General features: G+C 70.9%; 15 protein-coding genes and 1 tRNA gene. 10 read left to right on the top strand and 6 right to left on the bottom strand.

What is annotated here, in order from left to right:
• Positions 1–418 (top strand): S16 family serine protease (locus OO014_RS16230; RefSeq protein WP_334685054.1); only part of this gene is annotated, 418 nt, incomplete at its 5' end.
• Positions 419–427: 9 nt separating this feature from the next.
• On the opposite strand, the gene OO014_RS16225 is transcribed toward OO014_RS16230, so the two are convergent.
• Entirely contained in the window at positions 428–970 is a 543-nt protein-coding gene (locus OO014_RS16225; RefSeq protein WP_272463365.1) for a PPA1309 family protein, read from the bottom strand.
• Between the two features lie 200 nt (positions 971–1,170).
• Between OO014_RS16225 and OO014_RS16220 the strand changes: the two genes are divergently transcribed.
• Positions 1,171–4,179, top strand: coding sequence for a UPF0182 family protein (locus OO014_RS16220; protein ID WP_272463364.1), 3,009 nt, complete (start codon positions 1,171–1,173; stop codon positions 4,177–4,179).
• Positions 4,180–4,299: 120 nt separating this feature from the next.
• Positions 4,300–4,373 (top strand) — tRNA-Met (locus tag OO014_RS16215).
• Positions 4,374–4,431: 58 nt separating this feature from the next.
• Here the strand turns inward: OO014_RS16215 and OO014_RS16210 are convergent.
• Positions 4,432–6,138 (bottom strand): aminotransferase class V-fold PLP-dependent enzyme, encoded by a 1,707-nt coding sequence (locus OO014_RS16210; RefSeq protein ID WP_272463363.1) that lies wholly within the window; start codon positions 6,136–6,138, stop codon positions 4,432–4,434.
• Positions 6,139–6,248: 110 nt separating this feature from the next.
• Between OO014_RS16210 and OO014_RS16205 the strand changes: the two genes are divergently transcribed.
• Together OO014_RS16205 and OO014_RS16200 are read left to right on the top strand one after the other, a co-directional pair.
• A complete protein-coding gene (locus tag OO014_RS16205; protein ID WP_272463362.1) occupies positions 6,249–7,538 on the top strand; it encodes a M16 family metallopeptidase in 1,290 nt (429 codons plus the stop codon).
• Positions 7,535–8,923: a M16 family metallopeptidase gene (locus OO014_RS16200; protein ID WP_272463361.1), complete on the top strand. Its 1,389-nt coding sequence runs from the start codon at positions 7,535–7,537 to the stop codon at positions 8,921–8,923. Before OO014_RS16205 ends, OO014_RS16200 begins: the two co-directional genes overlap by 4 nt.
• A gap of 16 nt (positions 8,924–8,939) precedes the next feature.
• On the opposite strand, the gene hisN is transcribed toward OO014_RS16200, so the two are convergent.
• Entirely contained in the window at positions 8,940–9,737 is a 798-nt protein-coding gene (gene hisN / locus OO014_RS16195) for a histidinol-phosphatase (RefSeq protein ID WP_272463360.1), read from the bottom strand.
• Positions 9,738–10,027: 290 nt separating this feature from the next.
• On the opposite strand from hisN, the gene OO014_RS16190 reads away from it, so the two are divergent.
• Positions 10,028–10,297: a Fe-S cluster assembly protein HesB gene (locus OO014_RS16190; RefSeq protein ID WP_272463359.1), complete on the top strand. Its 270-nt coding sequence runs from the start codon at positions 10,028–10,030 to the stop codon at positions 10,295–10,297.
• Positions 10,298–10,350: 53 nt separating this feature from the next.
• Here the strand turns inward: OO014_RS16190 and rsgA are convergent, their stop codons facing one another.
• From rsgA to OO014_RS16175, 3 genes are read right to left on the bottom strand one after another with little or no spacing between them, the layout of a single operon-like run.
• A complete protein-coding gene (rsgA, locus tag OO014_RS16185; RefSeq protein ID WP_272463358.1) occupies positions 10,351–11,385 on the bottom strand; it encodes a ribosome small subunit-dependent GTPase A in 1,035 nt (344 codons plus the stop codon).
• Positions 11,382–12,806, bottom strand: a complete 1,425-nt coding sequence (gene aroA, locus OO014_RS16180) for a 3-phosphoshikimate 1-carboxyvinyltransferase (protein WP_272463357.1) — start codon at positions 12,804–12,806, stop codon at positions 11,382–11,384. The genes rsgA and aroA overlap by 4 nt, the downstream gene beginning before the upstream one ends.
• Before the next feature lies 1 nt (position 12,807).
• A complete protein-coding gene (locus tag OO014_RS16175) occupies positions 12,808–13,326 on the bottom strand; it encodes a DoxX family protein (RefSeq protein ID WP_272463356.1) in 519 nt (172 codons plus the stop codon).
• 143 nt (positions 13,327–13,469) lie between these two features.
• Here OO014_RS16175 and OO014_RS16170 point away from each other — a divergent pair, with 143 nt between their 5' ends.
• Genes OO014_RS16170 through rsrA form a run of 4 tightly spaced genes read left to right on the top strand, consistent with a single transcriptional unit; the run spans position 13,470 to position 16,073 of the window.
• Positions 13,470–14,312: an SOS response-associated peptidase gene (locus tag OO014_RS16170; RefSeq protein ID WP_272463355.1), complete on the top strand. Its 843-nt coding sequence runs from the start codon at positions 13,470–13,472 to the stop codon at positions 14,310–14,312.
• A complete protein-coding gene (locus tag OO014_RS16165) occupies positions 14,309–14,956 on the top strand; it encodes an alpha/beta family hydrolase (protein WP_272463354.1) in 648 nt (215 codons plus the stop codon). The genes OO014_RS16170 and OO014_RS16165 overlap by 4 nt, the downstream gene beginning before the upstream one ends.
• Positions 14,957–14,994: 38 nt before the next feature.
• Positions 14,995–15,786, top strand: coding sequence for a sigma-70 family RNA polymerase sigma factor (locus OO014_RS16160; protein ID WP_272463353.1), 792 nt, complete (start codon positions 14,995–14,997; stop codon positions 15,784–15,786).
• Positions 15,787–15,791: 5 nt separating this feature from the next.
• On the top strand, positions 15,792–16,073 hold the full coding sequence (gene rsrA, locus OO014_RS16155) for a mycothiol system anti-sigma-R factor (protein ID WP_334685053.1): 282 nt from the start codon (positions 15,792–15,794) through the stop codon (positions 16,071–16,073).
• The last annotated feature ends 105 nt before the right edge of the window (positions 16,074–16,178 follow it).

Below are 16,178 nucleotides of genomic sequence, written 5' to 3'. Positions count from 1 at the left end.
GGCCGGCCCGGAGGGGCGCACCGCACTCGGCATCATCCTCACGCTCGACCACGACTTCCCCGCCAAGGTGACCATCAATGCGGGCGAGGTCGGCGGCCCCTCGGCGGGGCTGATGTTCGCCCTGGGCATCTACGACAAGCTCACGCCCGGGTCGCTCACCGAGGGTCAGGACGTCGCCGGCACCGGCACCATCGACGACGCCGGTGACGTGGGACCCATCGGCGGCATCAAGCAGAAGATGGCGGGCGCCCGGGGCGGCGGCTCCGAGTACTTCCTCGCGCCGGTGGAGAACTGCCCGGAGGTCAGCGGCAACGTCCCGTCCGGCCTGCAGGTCTTCGCCGTCGACACGTTCGACGACGCGCTGGCGGCCGTCGAGGGCATCGCCTCCGGCCGCACCTCCGGTCTCGGGCGCTGCTGACCCTCGGGGCTAGTCCTCGAAGGTCGCCCTCAGGGCGGCAACGAGACCGGGGGCGATGTCCTTGCCGGTCGCGACCGCGTCGTCCGAGTCGTGGGCGCGCTGGCGCAGCAGGCAGATCGAGGAACCGTCTCGAAGGACCGCCACGAGGAGCCGGACGTCCTGACGGTCCGGGTGTGCGGCCAACGCCTCCACGGCTGACTCCGACCGTTGCGGCAGGTCGCGCTCGGCGTCGGGCGGCACGACGATCCGCTCGATGGCAAAGGCGCAACCGTCGACCTCGTCCGGCCAGGCGATTCGACCGAGCAGGGTCTCCAAGGACGACGTCGCCGGAAGGCCCTCCTGCTCGATCGCCGTGAGGGCGCCCGGGGCCAGGTCGGCAGGGCCCATCTGCGCGCGCAGGTGCGGCTCCCGGTCCAGGACGGCGGCCGTGCGCACCAGCGCGAAGAGGCGGGCCGGCTGGTCCCAGCCGGAGGCCGCCACGTGGCGCTCGGTGTCGAGGGCCGCCACGGTCAAGGGGTCGGCGGTGACGGACTGGACCGGCTGTTCTTCCACCCACCCATCCAACCACCTCGGGGGAGCGGACCCGGGGAGCCAGCCCAGCGGCATACGGCCTCATCGCCGGAAGGGGACGCCCGAGCGCGGTGCGAGCGTGGCCGACCGAAGACCCGCAGCCCCTTCGGGTTATCGTTGCCGCAAGCGGTACTTCGCGACGGCGAGTCCCGGCCGGCCCCAGCATCTCGAGGCGACGCAACGTGAGCGACAGCGACTTCGGCCCACCCAAGGGCCCCTTTGGTGACGGCGGCGAGCAGGCGGCTGCTCGACGAGCGGCACCCCTGCCCCCCAACCGCAGCCCCCTCATCACGGCGCTCGTCGTCGCCGGAGCCCTGCTGCTCGTCGTCGCCACCCTGGCGACGTTCTGGACCGAAGTGCTCTGGTACCAGTCCGTCGACTTCTCGTCGGTCTTCGCCACGCAACTGGTGACGAAGCTCGTCCTCGGACTCGTCGGCGGTCTCTTCACCGCAGCCGTGGTGTGGTCGAGCATCCACGTCGCGTTCCGCAACCGGCCGATCTACGCGCCATCGCCCGAGACCCAGGCGATGGAGCACTACCGCCAGCTCGTCGAGCCGATGCGCAAGACCGCCACCGTCGCCGCGCCGCTCGCGATCGGTCTCTTCGCGGGGCTGTCGGCCGCGACGCAGTGGGACACGTTCCTGCTCTGGCGCAACGGCACCCCGTTCGGCACGACCGACCCGGAGTTCGGCCTCGACATCGGCTTCTTCGTCTTCGACCTGCCCTGGATCAACTTCATCGTCTCGTTCCTGACGATGGTCCTCGTCCTCGGCTTCATCGCGGCCGCGTTCACGCACTACCTCTACGGCGGCATCGTCGCGGCGCAGAAGACCCGCTCGACGCAGGCCGCCCGGGTGCACCTGTCGATCATCGCGGCGGCGCTGGTGCTCGTCCGCGCCGTCGCGTTCTGGGTCGACCGCTACAACCTCGCCAACGCCCAGTCGACCCGGATGACCGGCATCCAGTACACCGAGGCGCACGCCGTCATCCCGACCAAGGGGATTCTGGCGATCGCCGCCCTGATGTGCGCCGGTATGTTCCTCAGCACCATCTGGACGCGGTCCTGGCGACTGCCGCTCGTCGGCGTGGCGGTCCTCGCGGTCGTCGTGGTGGCCGTCGGCGGCATCTACCCGGCCCTGGTCCAGTCGCTCAAGGTGCGGCCCTCCGAGAAGAACCTCGAGATCCCCTACATCGAGCGCAACATCGAAGCGACCCGACAGGCGTACGGCTTCGACGACGTCAAGGTCGAGAAGTACGACACGACCGCGACGGCGAGTCCGGGACAGCTGCGCAACGACGCAGCCACCGTCCCGGGCATCCGCCTGATCGACCCCAACGTCGTCAGCCCGACGTTCAAGCAGCTCGAGGCGTCGAAGGGCTACTACCAGTTCGCGGACGTGCTCGACGTCGACCGCTACAACCTCAACGGCACCCTCACCGACACCGTCATCGCGGTCCGCGAGCTCGACCTGACCGGCGTCCCCGACGGCCAGCGCAACTGGCTCAACGACCACACCGTCTACACGCACGGCTACGGCGTCGTCGCCGCCAAGGGAAACACCCGCGAGGACGACGGCCGCCCGACCTTCTTCGAGTCCCAGATCGGCACCAGCGGAGTCCTGGGCAAGTACGAGCCGCGCATCTACTTCGGTGAGTCCTCGCCTCAGTACTCCATCGTCGGAGCCGGCAAGAAGGAGTTCGACTACCTGTCCGAGGGCAACCAGCAGGTGACGAACAGCTACGCCGGCATCGGTGGCGTCGAGCTCGACGCCATGCGCCGGCTCGCCTACGCCTTCAAGTACCGGGAGATCAACTTCCTGCTGTCCGATGCGGTCACCAACGACTCGCGTCTGCTCGACCACCGCACACCACGCGAGCGCGTCGAGCGGGTGGCCCCGTGGCTCACCCTCGACGGCAACGCCTACCCCGTGGTCGTCGACGGGCGGGTCAAGTGGGTCATCGACGGCTACACGACGACCGACATGTATCCCTACTCGCAGATGGCGACGCTCGACTCGGCGACGTCGGACGCCGTCACCCGGACCCGGGACTCCGTCCAGGCGATCCGCGCCGGTCAGATCAACTACGTCCGCAACTCCGTCAAGGCCACCATCGACGCCTACGACGGGACGGTGACCCTCTACCAGTGGGACGAGCAGGACCCGATCCTCGCGGCCTGGATGAAGATCTTCCCGGATGCGGTGAAGCCGATGAGCGAGATCAAGGGCTCTCTGATGGAGCACCTGCGCTACCCGGAGGACCTGTTCAAGATCCAGCGACAGCTGCTGACGAAGTACCACGAGACGGACGCCTCGTCCTTCTACGGTGGCCAGACCTTCTGGCGCGTGCCGCTCGACCCCACGCGGGGCGCCAACGCCGAGCAGTCGCTCCTCCAGCCGCCGTACTACCTGTCGCTGGCGATGCCGGGGCAGCAGGAGCCGGCCTTCTCGCTCACGTCGACCTTCATGCCCGTCGGCGACCGCAACCTGCTCACCGGCTTCCTCGCCGCCGACGGAGACGCCGGCTCCGAGGACGGCAAGCGGGCCCCCGGCTACGGCCAGCTCCGGTTGCTGGAGCCGACGAGCACCACGGTCAAGGGCCCAGGGCAGGTCTACAACGACATGCGGTCGTCGCAGGTGTCCTCGACGGACTCCGGCTTCGGCACCCTCGCGCAGTTCATCTCGACCACGGCGTTGCAGGGAGCGGAAGTCACGTTCGGCAACCAGCTGACCCTGCCGGTCGGTGGTGGTGTGCTCTACGTCCAGCCGATCTACGTCCAGGCCTCAGGCGCGGGCGCCTATCCGAGACTGTCCGCGGTGGCCGTGTCCTTCGGCGAGAAGATCGCCTGGGCCGGCTCGCTCGACGATGCCCTCAACGACCTCTTCGGCGGGTCGTCCGGGGCGGCTGCCGGTGACCAGGGCACGGACACGCCCGTGACACCCGGCGGCACACCGGGGACGACGCCGACACCGTCCCCGTCCGGCAGCCCGAGCCCCAGCGCCTCGTCCCCGTCGCCCACGGGGACACCGGACGCAGACGCACTGCGGCAGGCGCTCGCCGATGCTGACGCGGCGTTCCGCGCCGGTGAGGAGGCGCTGCGCAACGGCGACTTCGCTGCCTACGGTGAGGCTCAGGAGCGACTCAAGGAGGCGCTGTCGCGGGCGGCTGCCGCCGCCCCCGACAAGGGCTGACACCAGGGCTGACACGAGGGCTGAACAGCCAGCAATCGGGCACCTGCGACGTCCTTCCGAGGCGCTGCAGGTGCCCGATTTGGTCCTCTGGAGGGATTCACGTAAGGTTGGTTTCACCGACGCGGGGTGGAGCAGCTCGGTAGCTCGCCGGGCTCATAACCCGGAGGTCGCAGGTTCAAATCCTGCCCCCGCTACTGATTTCAGGCCCGGAGATCTCGATCTCCGGGCCTGAAATGCATTCAGGGCCGAGCCTCAGGGGCGAATGGCGGTCCGCGGCAGGTCGAACCACCGGAGGTGGTCGAAGTCCGCGCTGACGCTCGCGGCGTCGTCGCACGGCGGGACGGCGTCGCGCAGGATCTGGGCGCCCTGCTCGAGGTAGCCCGCCAAGGCGGACTCAGGGGCGCGCTCGCTGAAGTTCGGATACGTCATCCGCCCACCCTCGAACTGGACCTGAGCCAGGCGCAGGGGCGGCTCGACCGGACCGCGCCGGTGCGTCCAGCGGCCCGAGGCTGGGTCGAAGTCGTAGTCACCGAGCAGCCGCCAGCCGTCGCGGGCCACCAGCCGCACCGCCTCGATGATGTAGTCGACCACGGTGTCAGAGACGAAGTAGTTGAGGTTGACCCGCACCCAGCCCGGTTTGATGCCCTCGCACCCGCCGGTGATCTGGCGCTCGAGCTCGTGGGAGCGTTCGGGGTCGATGCCCAGGAGGGCGTGCCCGTAGGGTCCGGCGCACGAGCAGCCGCCGCGAGCCTGGATCCCGAAGAGGTCGTTGAGGAGGGCGACGACGAAGTTGTGGTGCAGGAAGAAGCGACCCCCCTCGCCGTCGCGGTGCACGACGAAGGAGAGGATGGACAGACGCTCGGTGTCGAGGTTGCCGAGGATCTCGATCGTCGGCTCACTCGACCAGGCCGCGACCGCCCGACGAAGGAAGCGCTCCTCCCGCGCGCGGATCACGTCGACGCCGACGGCGGACTTGAGCCGGAAGACGAGACCGGCCCGGATCGCCTCGATGATGGCGGGGGTGCCTCCTTCCTCCCGGTGGGCCGGGTCCGTGAGGTAGTCGTGCGAGTCGGGATTGACGTAGGCGACTGTCCCCCCGCCGACGACGTCGGGCACACGGTTGGTCAGCAGCTCCTGACGCACGACGAGGACGCCGGGGGTGCTCGGACCGCCGATGAACTTGTGAGGGCTGAGGAACACGGCGTCCTTGCGGGCCGAGTCCCGAGTGCCTGGTGTGCCGCCGTACATCGTGATGTCGACATAGGGGCCGGCGGCAGCAAAGTCCCAGAAGGCGAGGGCGCCGTGCTCGTGGAGGAGGGTGGAGATGGCGTCGGTGTCGGTGAGGATGCCGGTGACGTTGCTCGCCGCGGAGAAGGACCCGATCTTCAGCGGCCGGTCGGCGTGCTGGTCGAGGAGCGCCTCGAGGGCGCTCAGGCTGATGTGGCCGTCGTCGTCCTGGGGCACGACGACGACGTCTGCGACGCACTCGCGCCAGGACAGCTCGTTGGAGTGGTGCTCGTAGGGTCCGATGAACACGACCGGCCGCTCGGCCTCCGGCACGAGTCGGCTCGCGTGCCAGCGGTCCTCGAACGCCGACGGCACGCGCAGGCCGAGGATGCCGATGAGCTTGTCGATCGCTCCCGTGCACCCGGACCCGGCGAAGATGACGACGGTCTCGTCGTCCCCCCCGACGGCGTCCCGGATCGTCCGGCGCGCGTCCTCGCGCAGCCGAGTGGTCTGGAGGCCGGTGCCGGAGGACTCCGTGTGCGTGTTGGCGTAACGGGGCAGGACCTCATCACGGATGAAGTCCTCGATGAAGGTGAGGGCCCGGCCTGACGCCGTGTAGTCGGCGTAGGTGACGCGGCGCGGACCGTAGGGGCCCGGAAGGACCTGGTCGTCGCCGATCACGGAGTCGCGGATCGTGGTGAGCAGGTCGGGGTCGCGGGCGTCGTCGTCCATCAGCCCAGCATATGCCAATGTTATGATGAGTCAGTTATTGATAACAGAACCTTTGGTCATGGATCATGCCATCGATCCAGTTCGGTGTGCCCGTCACATAGGGTCGTGCCGTGACGTCGATCGCGTACCCCCTCGTCGAGCGGACTCTTCCCAATGGCCTGCGGGTCATCGTCTCCGAGGACCATGCCGTCCCCAACGTGGCGGTCAACCTGTGGGTGGGCGTCGGCTCACGCCACGAGAGCCCCGGCCGCACCGGTTTTGCGCACCTGTTCGAGCACCTGATGTTCCAGGGGAGTCGCAACGTCGCCTCCGGCGAGCACTTCAGCGCCCTGATGAATGAAGGCGCTCGCCTCAACGCGACGACCTGGTTCGACCGGACGAACTACTTCGAGACGATCCCTGTCGGCGCCCTCGACCTGGCCCTCTGGCTGGAGGCCGACCGTCACGGCTACCTCCTCGACGCGGTGACGCAGGAGAACCTCGACAACCAGCGGGACGTGGTGAAGGAGGAGAAGCGCCAGAGATACGACAACGTGCCCTACGGCCAGGCCCTCATCGACATCTACGCGACCGTCTTTCCGGCCGACCACCCCTACCACCACCCGACGATCGGGTCGATGGAGGACCTCGACGCGGCCACGCTGGAGGACGTCCACGAGTTCTACCGGGCGCACTACGGCCCCAACAACACCGTCCTGACGCTGGTCGGTGACATCACGCCCGAGCAGGGGTTCGAGGCGGCCGAACGCTACTTCGGAGGGCTGCCTCCCATCGAGCTCCAGCAGCGGGAGCGGCTGCCCCAGCTGCGCCCCCTCGCGGAGCCGGTGCGGCTCGATCGCCCCGGCGACGTGCCCAACGACCGGATCTACATCTCCTTCCGCCTGCCCGTCGATACGACACCGGAGTACCACGCGTGCTCGATCGCCGTCGACGTGCTGAGCGGCCTCGCCAGCTCACGACTGATGCGCCGTCTCGTGCGGACGGACGAGACGGCGACCTCGGTGTCCGGATGGACGATGGGCCTGGTCGACGGCGTCGGGCTGGGCACCCTCACCGTGGACATCGCTGCCGGAGCCGATCCGGAGGGCGTCGAGGCGACCGTGTGCGAGGAGCTTGCCCGGTTCATCACCGAGGGGCCGGACGAGGGCGAGCTCGAGTCGGTCATCGCCGACACGGAGCGCTCCTGGCTGAGCGCCCTCGCGAGCATCGAGGAGCGAGCCGACCACATCAGCCACCATGCGCTGCTGAGCGGGGACCCGGCCTACATCAACACCTTCGTCGACCAGGTCAAGGCGGTCACCGCGGCACAGGTCCGGCAGGCCGCACAGGACTGGCTCGACCCGGACACTCGCGCGGTGGTGCGGTATCTCGCCGAGGACGAGGCGGAGGTGGCGGCATGACGAGCAACGCCAGGCCCAGCGTCGCCATGCCGCCGCAGTGGTCCTTCCCGGACGCTGAGACGCGTGACCTGCCCAACGGCCTGCGTCTCGTCACCTACGACGTGCCGGGCCAGTACGTCATCTCGGTCCGCCTCGGGCTGCCCGTGCCGATCAACGCCGAGCCGCGTGATCTCGAGGGCGTCGCCACGATCATGGCGCGCACCATGGACGAGGGCACGCTCCACCACTCGGCGGAGGAGTTCGCGCGGCTGTTGGAACGCAAGGGAATCAGCTACGGCGCGGGGATCAGCGAGGCCGGGCTCACCCTCGACCTCGACGTCGTCAAGGGCAACCTCGCTCCGGCGCTGGACCTGCTCCGCCAGATCCTCACGGAACCTGCCTTTCCCGACAACGAGGTGGCCCGGCAGGTGCGCACCCGCCTCGCCGAGATCGACCAGGAGCGGTCCATCCCGGGGCATCGGGCGGCGCTGGAGTTCGTGTCGACCTTCTTCGCCGCGGACGAGCGAGGCTCGCGGCCGACCGGCGGCTCCCGCGACACCGTCTCTCGCGTCACGCGCGAGGACGTCGTGGCCTTCCACGAGGCGCACGTCACGGCCGCGGGGACGACCGTCGCGGTGGCCGGTGACCTTGCTGGTCTCGACATCCACGCACTCTTCGACGAGGCGCTCGGTGGCTGGCGCCGCGGCGCCGACCGTCCCTCGTCGCTGAGTCGCGAGGCGACCCTGGCACCTGACCGGGGACGACTCGTCATCGTCGACCGGCCGGGCTCGGTGCAGACCGAGGTCGTCGTCGGCGCTCCAGGCCCGGACCGCTCGGTCGACGGTGGGTGGGCGCCGTACCCCGTGATCGGCTTCGTCCTCGGCGGGTCGCCCAACGCGCGGATCGACGCGGTGCTCCGGGAGGAGAAGGGCTACACCTACGGCATCCGGTCGAGCTTCCGGCCGCGACGCACCGGCGGCCTCTTCCTGACGTCTGGCTCGGTCCGGGCAGACAGCACGGCGGAGTCCGTCCGCCTGCTCGTCGAGATCCTCGAGAGTGGACGGGACGGTTTCTCCGACAAGGAGGTCCGCTCCGGTGTCGACTTCATCAGCAAGACGGCACCCGGACGGTATGCGACGGCCGATGCGGTGGCCGACGAGGCGATCAACATGGCCCTGGACGGTCGGACGACCGAGTTCACGACGGCCAACCTGCGCGACCTCGAGCAGGTCGATCAGGCGCGGGCGGACGACGCCTTCCGTCGCTTCGCTGCTGCGGCCGGCGTGGCCGGAGATGAGGCGCCGTCCGGCGCGGGTTGGACGATCGTCCTCGTGGGCGATGCGGACGCGCACCGTGCGGCGATCGAGGGGCTCGGCCTCGGGGAGGTCACGGTCGTCACCGACTGACCGTGCGTGCACTGCCTCAGTCGGTGGCTGCCGGCATCCCGATCCGGCGCAGCACCTCGTCGTGCAGGAGCCCGTTCGTCGCGACGGCGTTGCCGCTCCAGCACCCGTCGCGGCCGTCCAGTCCGGTGAACCGACCGCCGGCCTCCTCGACGATGGCGACGAGGGCGGCCATGTCGTGCACGGCGAGCTCCGGCTCTGCGGCGATGTCGACCGCCCCCTCGGCGACGAGCATGTAGGACCAGAAGTCGCCGTAGGCCCGGGTGCGCCAACAGTCGTCCATGAGGTCGAGGAAGTCGTCGCGGCGTCCGCGGACCCGCCAGCCCGACAGCGACGAGTAGGACATGGACGCGTCGCCGAGGCGGCCCACCTGCGACACGGTGAGGCGCTTCGCCGACGACAGTGAGCGACCGGTCCACGCGCCGGAGCCCACGGCGGCCCACCAGCGGCGCTGCAGTGCAGGCGCGGCCACGAGGCCCAGGACGGGTCGACCGTTGTCGACGAGGCCGATCAGCGTGGCCCACACGGGGACGCCACGCACGTAGTTCTTCGTCCCGTCGATGGGGTCGACGATCCAGCGGCGCGGACCATGTCCCGTCGTGTCGAACTCCTCGCCCTCGACGGCGTCCCGGGGCCGGGTCCGCTTGAGCTGGGTGCGGATGAGCTCCTCGGCCGCCCGGTCGGCATCGGTCACCGGTGTGAGGTCCGGCTTGCTCTCGATGACGAGGTCGGCCGAGCGGAAGCGAGACATCGTCACACGCTCGACGGCGTCGGCGAGAACGTGGGCGAGACGAAGGTCGTCGTCGTAGGAGGTCACGTGGCGGAGCCTAGCGGCCGGCCGAGCGGCGTGGCCGGGAAGGATCGCGGCTCTCCTCCAGGTCGCCGAGCGGACCGCAGTCCTGAGTATGCCGCTGGGCTGGGTTCCACTGTCCCGCAGCCCTTTCCGGGTGGGTCGGGACCCCACGGGCCATGGGCGCACTTGACATCCACCCCCCGGGGTCGGTGAGGGTGGAGGAGTCCGAGGCGTGTGCGCACTTGCCCCGCGAGGTGGTCGTAGGCGTCGACGCCGGCCCGGCCGGCGACCGCACGAAGACAGGAGATTCACCCATGCTGACCGTGACCGAGAACGCCCAGGCCGTCGTCCAGGGCCTGACCCAGAGCTCGCCCGAGGAGAGCGCGGGGCTGCGGATCGCCAGCGACAGCGGCCAGTTCGCCGTGAGTGTGGTGTCCGGGCCGCAGCCCACGGACGCGGTGCTGGTTGCCGGCGAGGCCAACGTCTACGTGGCGCAGGAGGCCGTCCCCGCGCTCGACGACCAGATACTCGACGCGGCCGAGACGCCGAACGGAGTCGGCTTCACCCTGGCACCGCAGGCCTGAGGTCCTCCCCGCGCGCCCTTCCGAGGGGTGCAGTGATCGCTCGGCCGTCGGCGTCAGTACTCGTCGGCGGCCGAGCGGCTGCGCAGCAGCCTGCGCAGGGACTCCAGCCGGGCAGGTCCCGCCGGCCCTGCGTCGCCCGCAGCCACCCACGCGTCGAGGGCGCACTCCTCCTCGTCGTGGGTGCAGCCGCGGGGGCACTCCTCGGTGCCGGTCGCGAGGTCGGGGAAGTGGTCGATGATCCGGTCGACGTCGATGTGCGCCAGCCCGAAGGACCGCACCCCTGGCGTGTCGACGACCCAGCCGCCCTCCGGAAGCCGCAGCGCGACGGCGTTCGTCGACGTGTGGCGCCCCCGGCCGGTGACGTCGTTGACGTCGCCGATGGCCCGCCGCGCACCCGGCACGAGCGCGTTGACCAAGGTGCTCTTGCCGACCCCCGAGTGCCCGACGAGCACGGTGACCCGTCCATCCAGACGCTCGCGCAGGTCGTCGATCCCGACGATCGCACCCCCTTCGCGGTGCGTGACGACGTGGTCCACCTCGAGCGGAGCGTAGGAGGAGAGGAACGGCGCCGGGTCGACGAGGTCCGCCTTGGTCAGGATGAGCAGCGGCTCGAGGCCCGCGTCGTAGGCGGCGACGAGGCAGCGGTCGACCATTCGCGGCCGCGGCTCGGGGTCCGCGAGGGCGGTCACGATGCCGAGCTGGTCGGCGTTGGCCACGATGATGCGTTCGACCGGGTCCGTGTCGTCGGCGGTGCGCCGCAGCACCGACCGGCGTTCCTCGATGCGCACGATGCGCGCGAGGGCGTCGGGGTCGCCACTGGTGTCGCCGACGAGGGCGACGTCGTCCCCGACGACGATGCGGGTGCGGCCGAGCTCGCGGGCCTTCATCGCCGTCACCACGCGCTCCGGCGCCGCCTGGCGCTTGGTGCGCACCTCGGGAACGAGGCAGGTGTAACGGCCCCGGTCGACGCCGACGACCATGGCCACCACGGCATCTGCATGCGCGGGCCGCTCCTTGGTGCGGGGCCTCGACCCCCTGCGGTTGGGGCGGACGCGGACGTCGCCCTCGTCGAGGTCCCGCCAGCTCATCGAGCGCTCTCCACTGCGGCGGCCGGGCCGGCGGGTGTCGCACCGGACGAACCGGCCGTGGTCGCCCCATCGGACAGCATGCGCGCCCACAGCCCGGGGAAGTCCGGCAGCGTCTTGGACGTCGTCTCGACGTCCTCGACGGCGACGCCGGGGACGCGCAGACCGAGGATGGCGCCCGCGGTGGCCATCCGGTGGTCGTGATAAGTGCGGAACCGGCCCCCGTGGAGTGTCGCCGGGGCGATGCGCAGGCCGTCCTCCGTCTCGGTCACGGCGCTCCCGAGCGCACCCAGCTCGGCGGTCAGGGCGGCGAGGCGGTCCGTCTCGTGGCCGCGGATGTGCGCGACGCCCCGGATCGACGTCGGGGTCGACGCCAGCGCAGCGAGGGCGGCCACGGTCGGCGTGAGCTCCGCGGCGTCGCGCAGGTCGATGTCGATGCCGAAGAGCTCGCCGCTGCCGGTCACGGTCAGCCCGTGCCGGTCGAGCCGCACGTCGGCGCCCATGGTGTCGAGGATCTCCCGCATCAGGTCGCCGGCCTGGGTCGTGTACTGCGGCCAGCCGGGAACGTGGACCGTGCCGCCCGTGACGAGGGCCGCCGCCACGAACGGGCCGGCGTTGGACAGGTCGGGCTCGATCGAGACGTCCAGTGCGTTGATCTCGGATGGCTCGACCCGCCAGGTGTCGGGCTCGGAGTCGTCGACGAGGGCGCCGGCGTCCCGCAGCGTCTCGACGGTCATCAGGATGTGTGGCTGGCTGGGGACGGGTCGGCCGTCGTGGTGGACCGTGACGCCCTCGTCGTAGCGTGCGCCGGCCAGGAGCAGCGCCGAGATGAACTGCGAGGACGCCGAGGCGTCCAACGTCACGGCCCCGCCGCGGACCGCGCCGCGACCGCGCACGGTCACCGGCAGGTAGCCGCCGGAGTCCTCCAGGTCGACCCCGAGGGCCCGGAGGGAGTCGACCACCGGGCCCATCGGCCGGACCCGCGCCTGCGGGTCCCCATCGAGCCGGACCGTCCCCTGGGCCAGGGCGGCCACGGCAGGCAGGAACCGCATCACCGTCCCGGCGAGCCCGCAGTCGATCGTCACGTCTCCCCGCAGCTGTGCGGGCGGCGTGACCAGCCAGTCGGGAACGGCGCCCGCCACGTCACCGTCGGGAGCCACGTCCTCGATGCGGACGCCCAGGGCGCGCAGGGCGTCGGCCATCAGGAGCGTGTCGCGTGAGCGCAGTGGCGCCCGGAGGCGAGAGCGGTCGCCGGCCAGCGCAGCGAGCACGAGATAGCGGTTGGTCAGCGACTTGCTGCCGGGCAGGACCACCGTCGCGTCGACGGGACGGTCAGGGGTGGGGGCCGACCAGTCCCCGGGAACCGTCGTGGGACCGGGATGGCTGGTGGGATCTGCGGTGGGGGAATGGTCGGCGGGACTCAAGTCAGCTCACGACGTCCTGGGCTCGATGGGCTAGTAGACGGGCCTCCCGGGCCGCGGCCCGCTTGGCGTGGCGCGCCTCGCGGCGCGTCGTCCGCGTGGCGTGCTGGGCTCGCCAGGCGAGCCCGGGCTTGCCGGCGGTGTCGACACTGGCCAGCAGCAGGCCACCGAGCAGGCCGACGTTCTTGAGGAACAGGCTACGGCTCTGCTCGCGCTTGTCGGCATCCGTCTCGTCCCAGAAGGCGTGCTCGATCGCCGTCGTGGGCACGACCGAGGCCGCGAGCAGCGTCGAGGCGAGGCGTGGCATCCGGCCCGTGGCGAGCAGCGCACCGCCGGCGACCAGGGTCGCGCCGTTGACGCGGACGAACAGGTCAGGATCCTCCTGCACGGCCGGTGGTGCGGAGACGGTGTCGAGCAGCTGGGCCGCCTTCTTGGCGCGCGGAGCAGGGTTGCGCAGGGCGTCGACGCCGGCGGCGACGAAGACCGAGGCGAGCAAGGGGCGGGCGATACGACGGACGATCATCGGGATTCCTCCTGAAGTGGTTTCCTACGCTATCGACATACCCAACCCGCCCGGGCCGAGCGCCCCACGGTGCGGCGCGGGGACGGGAGGGCCGGGACCGCGCTGGCCCCGGGGAGCGAGCTCAGCGGCATACGCTGAACCCCATGTGCGGGAGGTACGCCGCGAGCGCGCGGCCGGACGAGCTGGTCGAGGCGTTCGACATCGACGAGGACCACTCCGACGAACCGGGCCGCAGCATCCTGAAGAACCCGCAGCGGCCGGCGCCGGCCGAGCCGGACTGGAACATGGCGCCCTCGAAGCAGGCACTCGTCGTGCTCACGCGGCCCCACAAGGCCACCGAGGAGGCGGCTCCCGCCGAAGCGACCCGCCAGCTGCGACTGCTCACCTGGGGGCTCGTCCCCAGCTGGGCCAAGGACGTGAAGGTCGGCCAGCGGATGACCAACGCGCGTGCGGAGTCGGTCCTCGGCAAGGGCGCCTTCGCCAAGGCGGCCCTGTCCCGGCGGTGCATCGTGCCCGCCGACGGATGGTACGAGTGGCAGCCGTCGCCGACCGCCGTCGACGCCAAGGGCAAGCCGCGCAAGCAGCCCTTCTTCATCCACCGGGCCGACGGCGACAAGGTCGGCTTCGCCGGACTCTACGAGTTCTGGCGCGATCGTGACCTGCCCGATGGCCATCCCGACGCGTGGCTCACGACGTTCACCATCATCACGACGGCCGCCGACCCCGGCATGGACCGGATCCACGACCGGGAGCCCCTCGTCCTCGAGCGTGAGCAGTGGGCCCCCTGGCTGGACCCGGGCCTGCAGGACCAGGACGCAGTGCGCGAGCTGCTCGAGTTCTCCGCCCCGGGACGGTTCGAGGCCTATCCGGTCGGGCGGGCCGTCGGCGCCACCGCCAACAACGGCCCGGCCCTGCTCGACCCCGTCCCGCGCGAGGAGCTCGTCGGCGTCGTCGACCCGATGACCGGTGAGGTGATCGGGGGGTGAGCGGCGGCGGGCGCGTGGTCGAGCGGGTGCGCGACCTGCCCACCCCGGAGGGACCCGGCAGGGCGCACGTATGCCGCCCAGCTCGCTCCCGTGGGACCGTCGTCCTCGGGCACGGGGCCGGGGGAGGGCTGCACAGCCTCGACCTCACGGTCGCCCGGGAGGTCCTGGTCGCGGCCGGCTGGGCCGTCGCCGTGGTGGAGCAGCCGTGGCTCGTCGCCGGTCGTCGGATCGCCGGCCGCCCACCCACGCTCGACGCCGCGTGGGTGCCCATGGTGACCGCCCTCATGTCTGGCCGGGGGCGTCTCCCGCGGCCCCTCGTCGTCGGCGGGCGGTCCGCAGGCGCACGCGTCGCCTGCCGGACCGCGGCCGAGCTCGAGGCGGATGCCGGCCTGTTGCTCAGCTTCCCGCTCCACCTGCCGGGACGGCCGGACCGGCTCCGCGACGCCGAGCTGGCCCTGGCACCGGACCCCACCTGGCTCGTGCAGGGCACCCGCGACCCGTTCGGGAGTCCGGACGAGCTGGCGCCCTACGTGCCCCGATGGGCCGAGGTCATCGAGGTCCCGGGGGCGCACAGCTTCCCCAAGGGGGCGCGGCCGGCCCTCGTCGAGGCGCTGACCCGGATCGCTGGGCTGCTGCCGGGATGAGGGGGGAATGACGTCGAACGGCGCCGCGTTGCACGAGCATGGTGACCTGCCTGCCGGATGCGTCGGCCCGCGCGATCGCTCCGGCGACTCTCCCCCCGGGGTTAGGGTGGGAGGCAATGAGCAAGGACAAGCACACCGACCCCGCCTCGGCGATCTCCGTCGTCGACGTGCCATCTGCCGGTGCCGACGGCCCGACGGATGCCACGGGTGCAACCGTGGGCGCTGCCGTCGACGTCGCCGCCGAGACCGAGGAGGCGCGCCGGGAACGCTTCGAGCGTGAGGCGATGCCGTTGCTCGACCAGCTCTACAGCGCCGCCCTGCGCACGACGCGCAACCCGAGCGACGCCGAGGACCTGGTCCAGGAGACCTACGCAAAGGCCTACGCGGCCTTCCACCAGTACAAGCCGGGCACCAACCTCAAGGCCTGGATGTATCGGATTCTCACGAACACCTACATCAACAGCTACCGCAAGAAGCAGCGCCAGCCCCTCGAGTCCGACTCGTCCGACATCGAGGACTACCAGCTCGCCCGGGCCGAGTCGCACACCTCGTCTGGTCTCCGGTCGGCCGAGGCGGAGGCGCTCGACCACTTGCCGGACAGCGACGTCAAGCGTGCACTCCAGGAGATCCCCGAGGAGTTCCGGCTGGCGGTCTACTTCGCCGACGTCGAGGGCTACTCCTACAAGGAGATCGCGGAGATCATGGACACGCCCATCGGCACCGTGATGAGCCGGCTCCACCGGGGTCGCCGCCAGCTGCGCGAGCTGTTGACCGATTACGCCGTCGAGCGGGGCTTCGTCGCTGCCGGCGGCGCCGGAGGGAAGCGGTGATGGGCATGGGCGAGCGCGACAAGCTGTCGTCGGCGGGGCGCACCGACTGCTCCGAGGCGCTCCTGCGGGTCTACGAGTTCCTCGACGGGGAGCTCGGACCGGGGGAGTGCGCCAAGATCCAGGCTCACCTCGACGAGTGCGGACCCTGCCTGAACGAGTACAACCTCGACACCACGCTCAAGGCGCTGATCAAGCGGTCATGCAACGCCGAGCACGCGCCGGACGCGCTGCGCACGTCGATCATGACCCGCATCTCGATGACGGTCTTCCGCATCGAGGGCGGCTGACCTCGGACAGCACCACCCGGGACATCGAAAGAGCAGTTCGCGACACGCTGCGCCGGGGAAATCGAAAGAGCAGTTCGCGACACGCTGTGCTGGGGGCCACCCCGG

It is taken from the genome of Intrasporangium calvum (assembly GCF_028446585.1).
GTDB lineage: Bacteria > Actinomycetota > Actinomycetes > Actinomycetales > Dermatophilaceae > Intrasporangium > Intrasporangium calvum_A.
The sequence above is the reverse complement of the archived record's forward strand: the minus strand, read 5'-3'. Positions and strand labels throughout refer to the sequence as shown.

Excerpts from the sequence above, each read along its gene's own strand:
- OO014_RS16210 (WP_272463363.1), bottom strand. The coding sequence starts at position 6,138 with ATGGACGACGACGCCCGCGACCCCGACCTGCTCACCACGATCCGCGAC.
- OO014_RS16160 (WP_272463353.1), top strand. The coding sequence starts at position 14,995 with ATGGTGACCTGCCTGCCGGATGCGTCGGCCCGCGCGATCGCTCCGGCG.
- OO014_RS16200 (WP_272463361.1), top strand. The coding sequence starts at position 7,535 with ATGACGAGCAACGCCAGGCCCAGCGTCGCCATGCCGCCGCAGTGGTCC.
- OO014_RS16175 (WP_272463356.1), bottom strand. The coding sequence starts at position 13,326 with ATGATCGTCCGTCGTATCGCCCGCCCCTTGCTCGCCTCGGTCTTCGTC.
- OO014_RS16170 (WP_272463355.1), top strand. The coding sequence starts at position 13,470 with ATGTGCGGGAGGTACGCCGCGAGCGCGCGGCCGGACGAGCTGGTCGAG.
- rsgA (WP_272463358.1), bottom strand. The coding sequence starts at position 11,385 with ATGAGCTGGCGGGACCTCGACGAGGGCGACGTCCGCGTCCGCCCCAAC.
- rsrA (WP_334685053.1), top strand. The coding sequence starts at position 15,792 with ATGGGCGAGCGCGACAAGCTGTCGTCGGCGGGGCGCACCGACTGCTCC.
- OO014_RS16190 (WP_272463359.1), top strand. The coding sequence starts at position 10,028 with ATGCTGACCGTGACCGAGAACGCCCAGGCCGTCGTCCAGGGCCTGACC.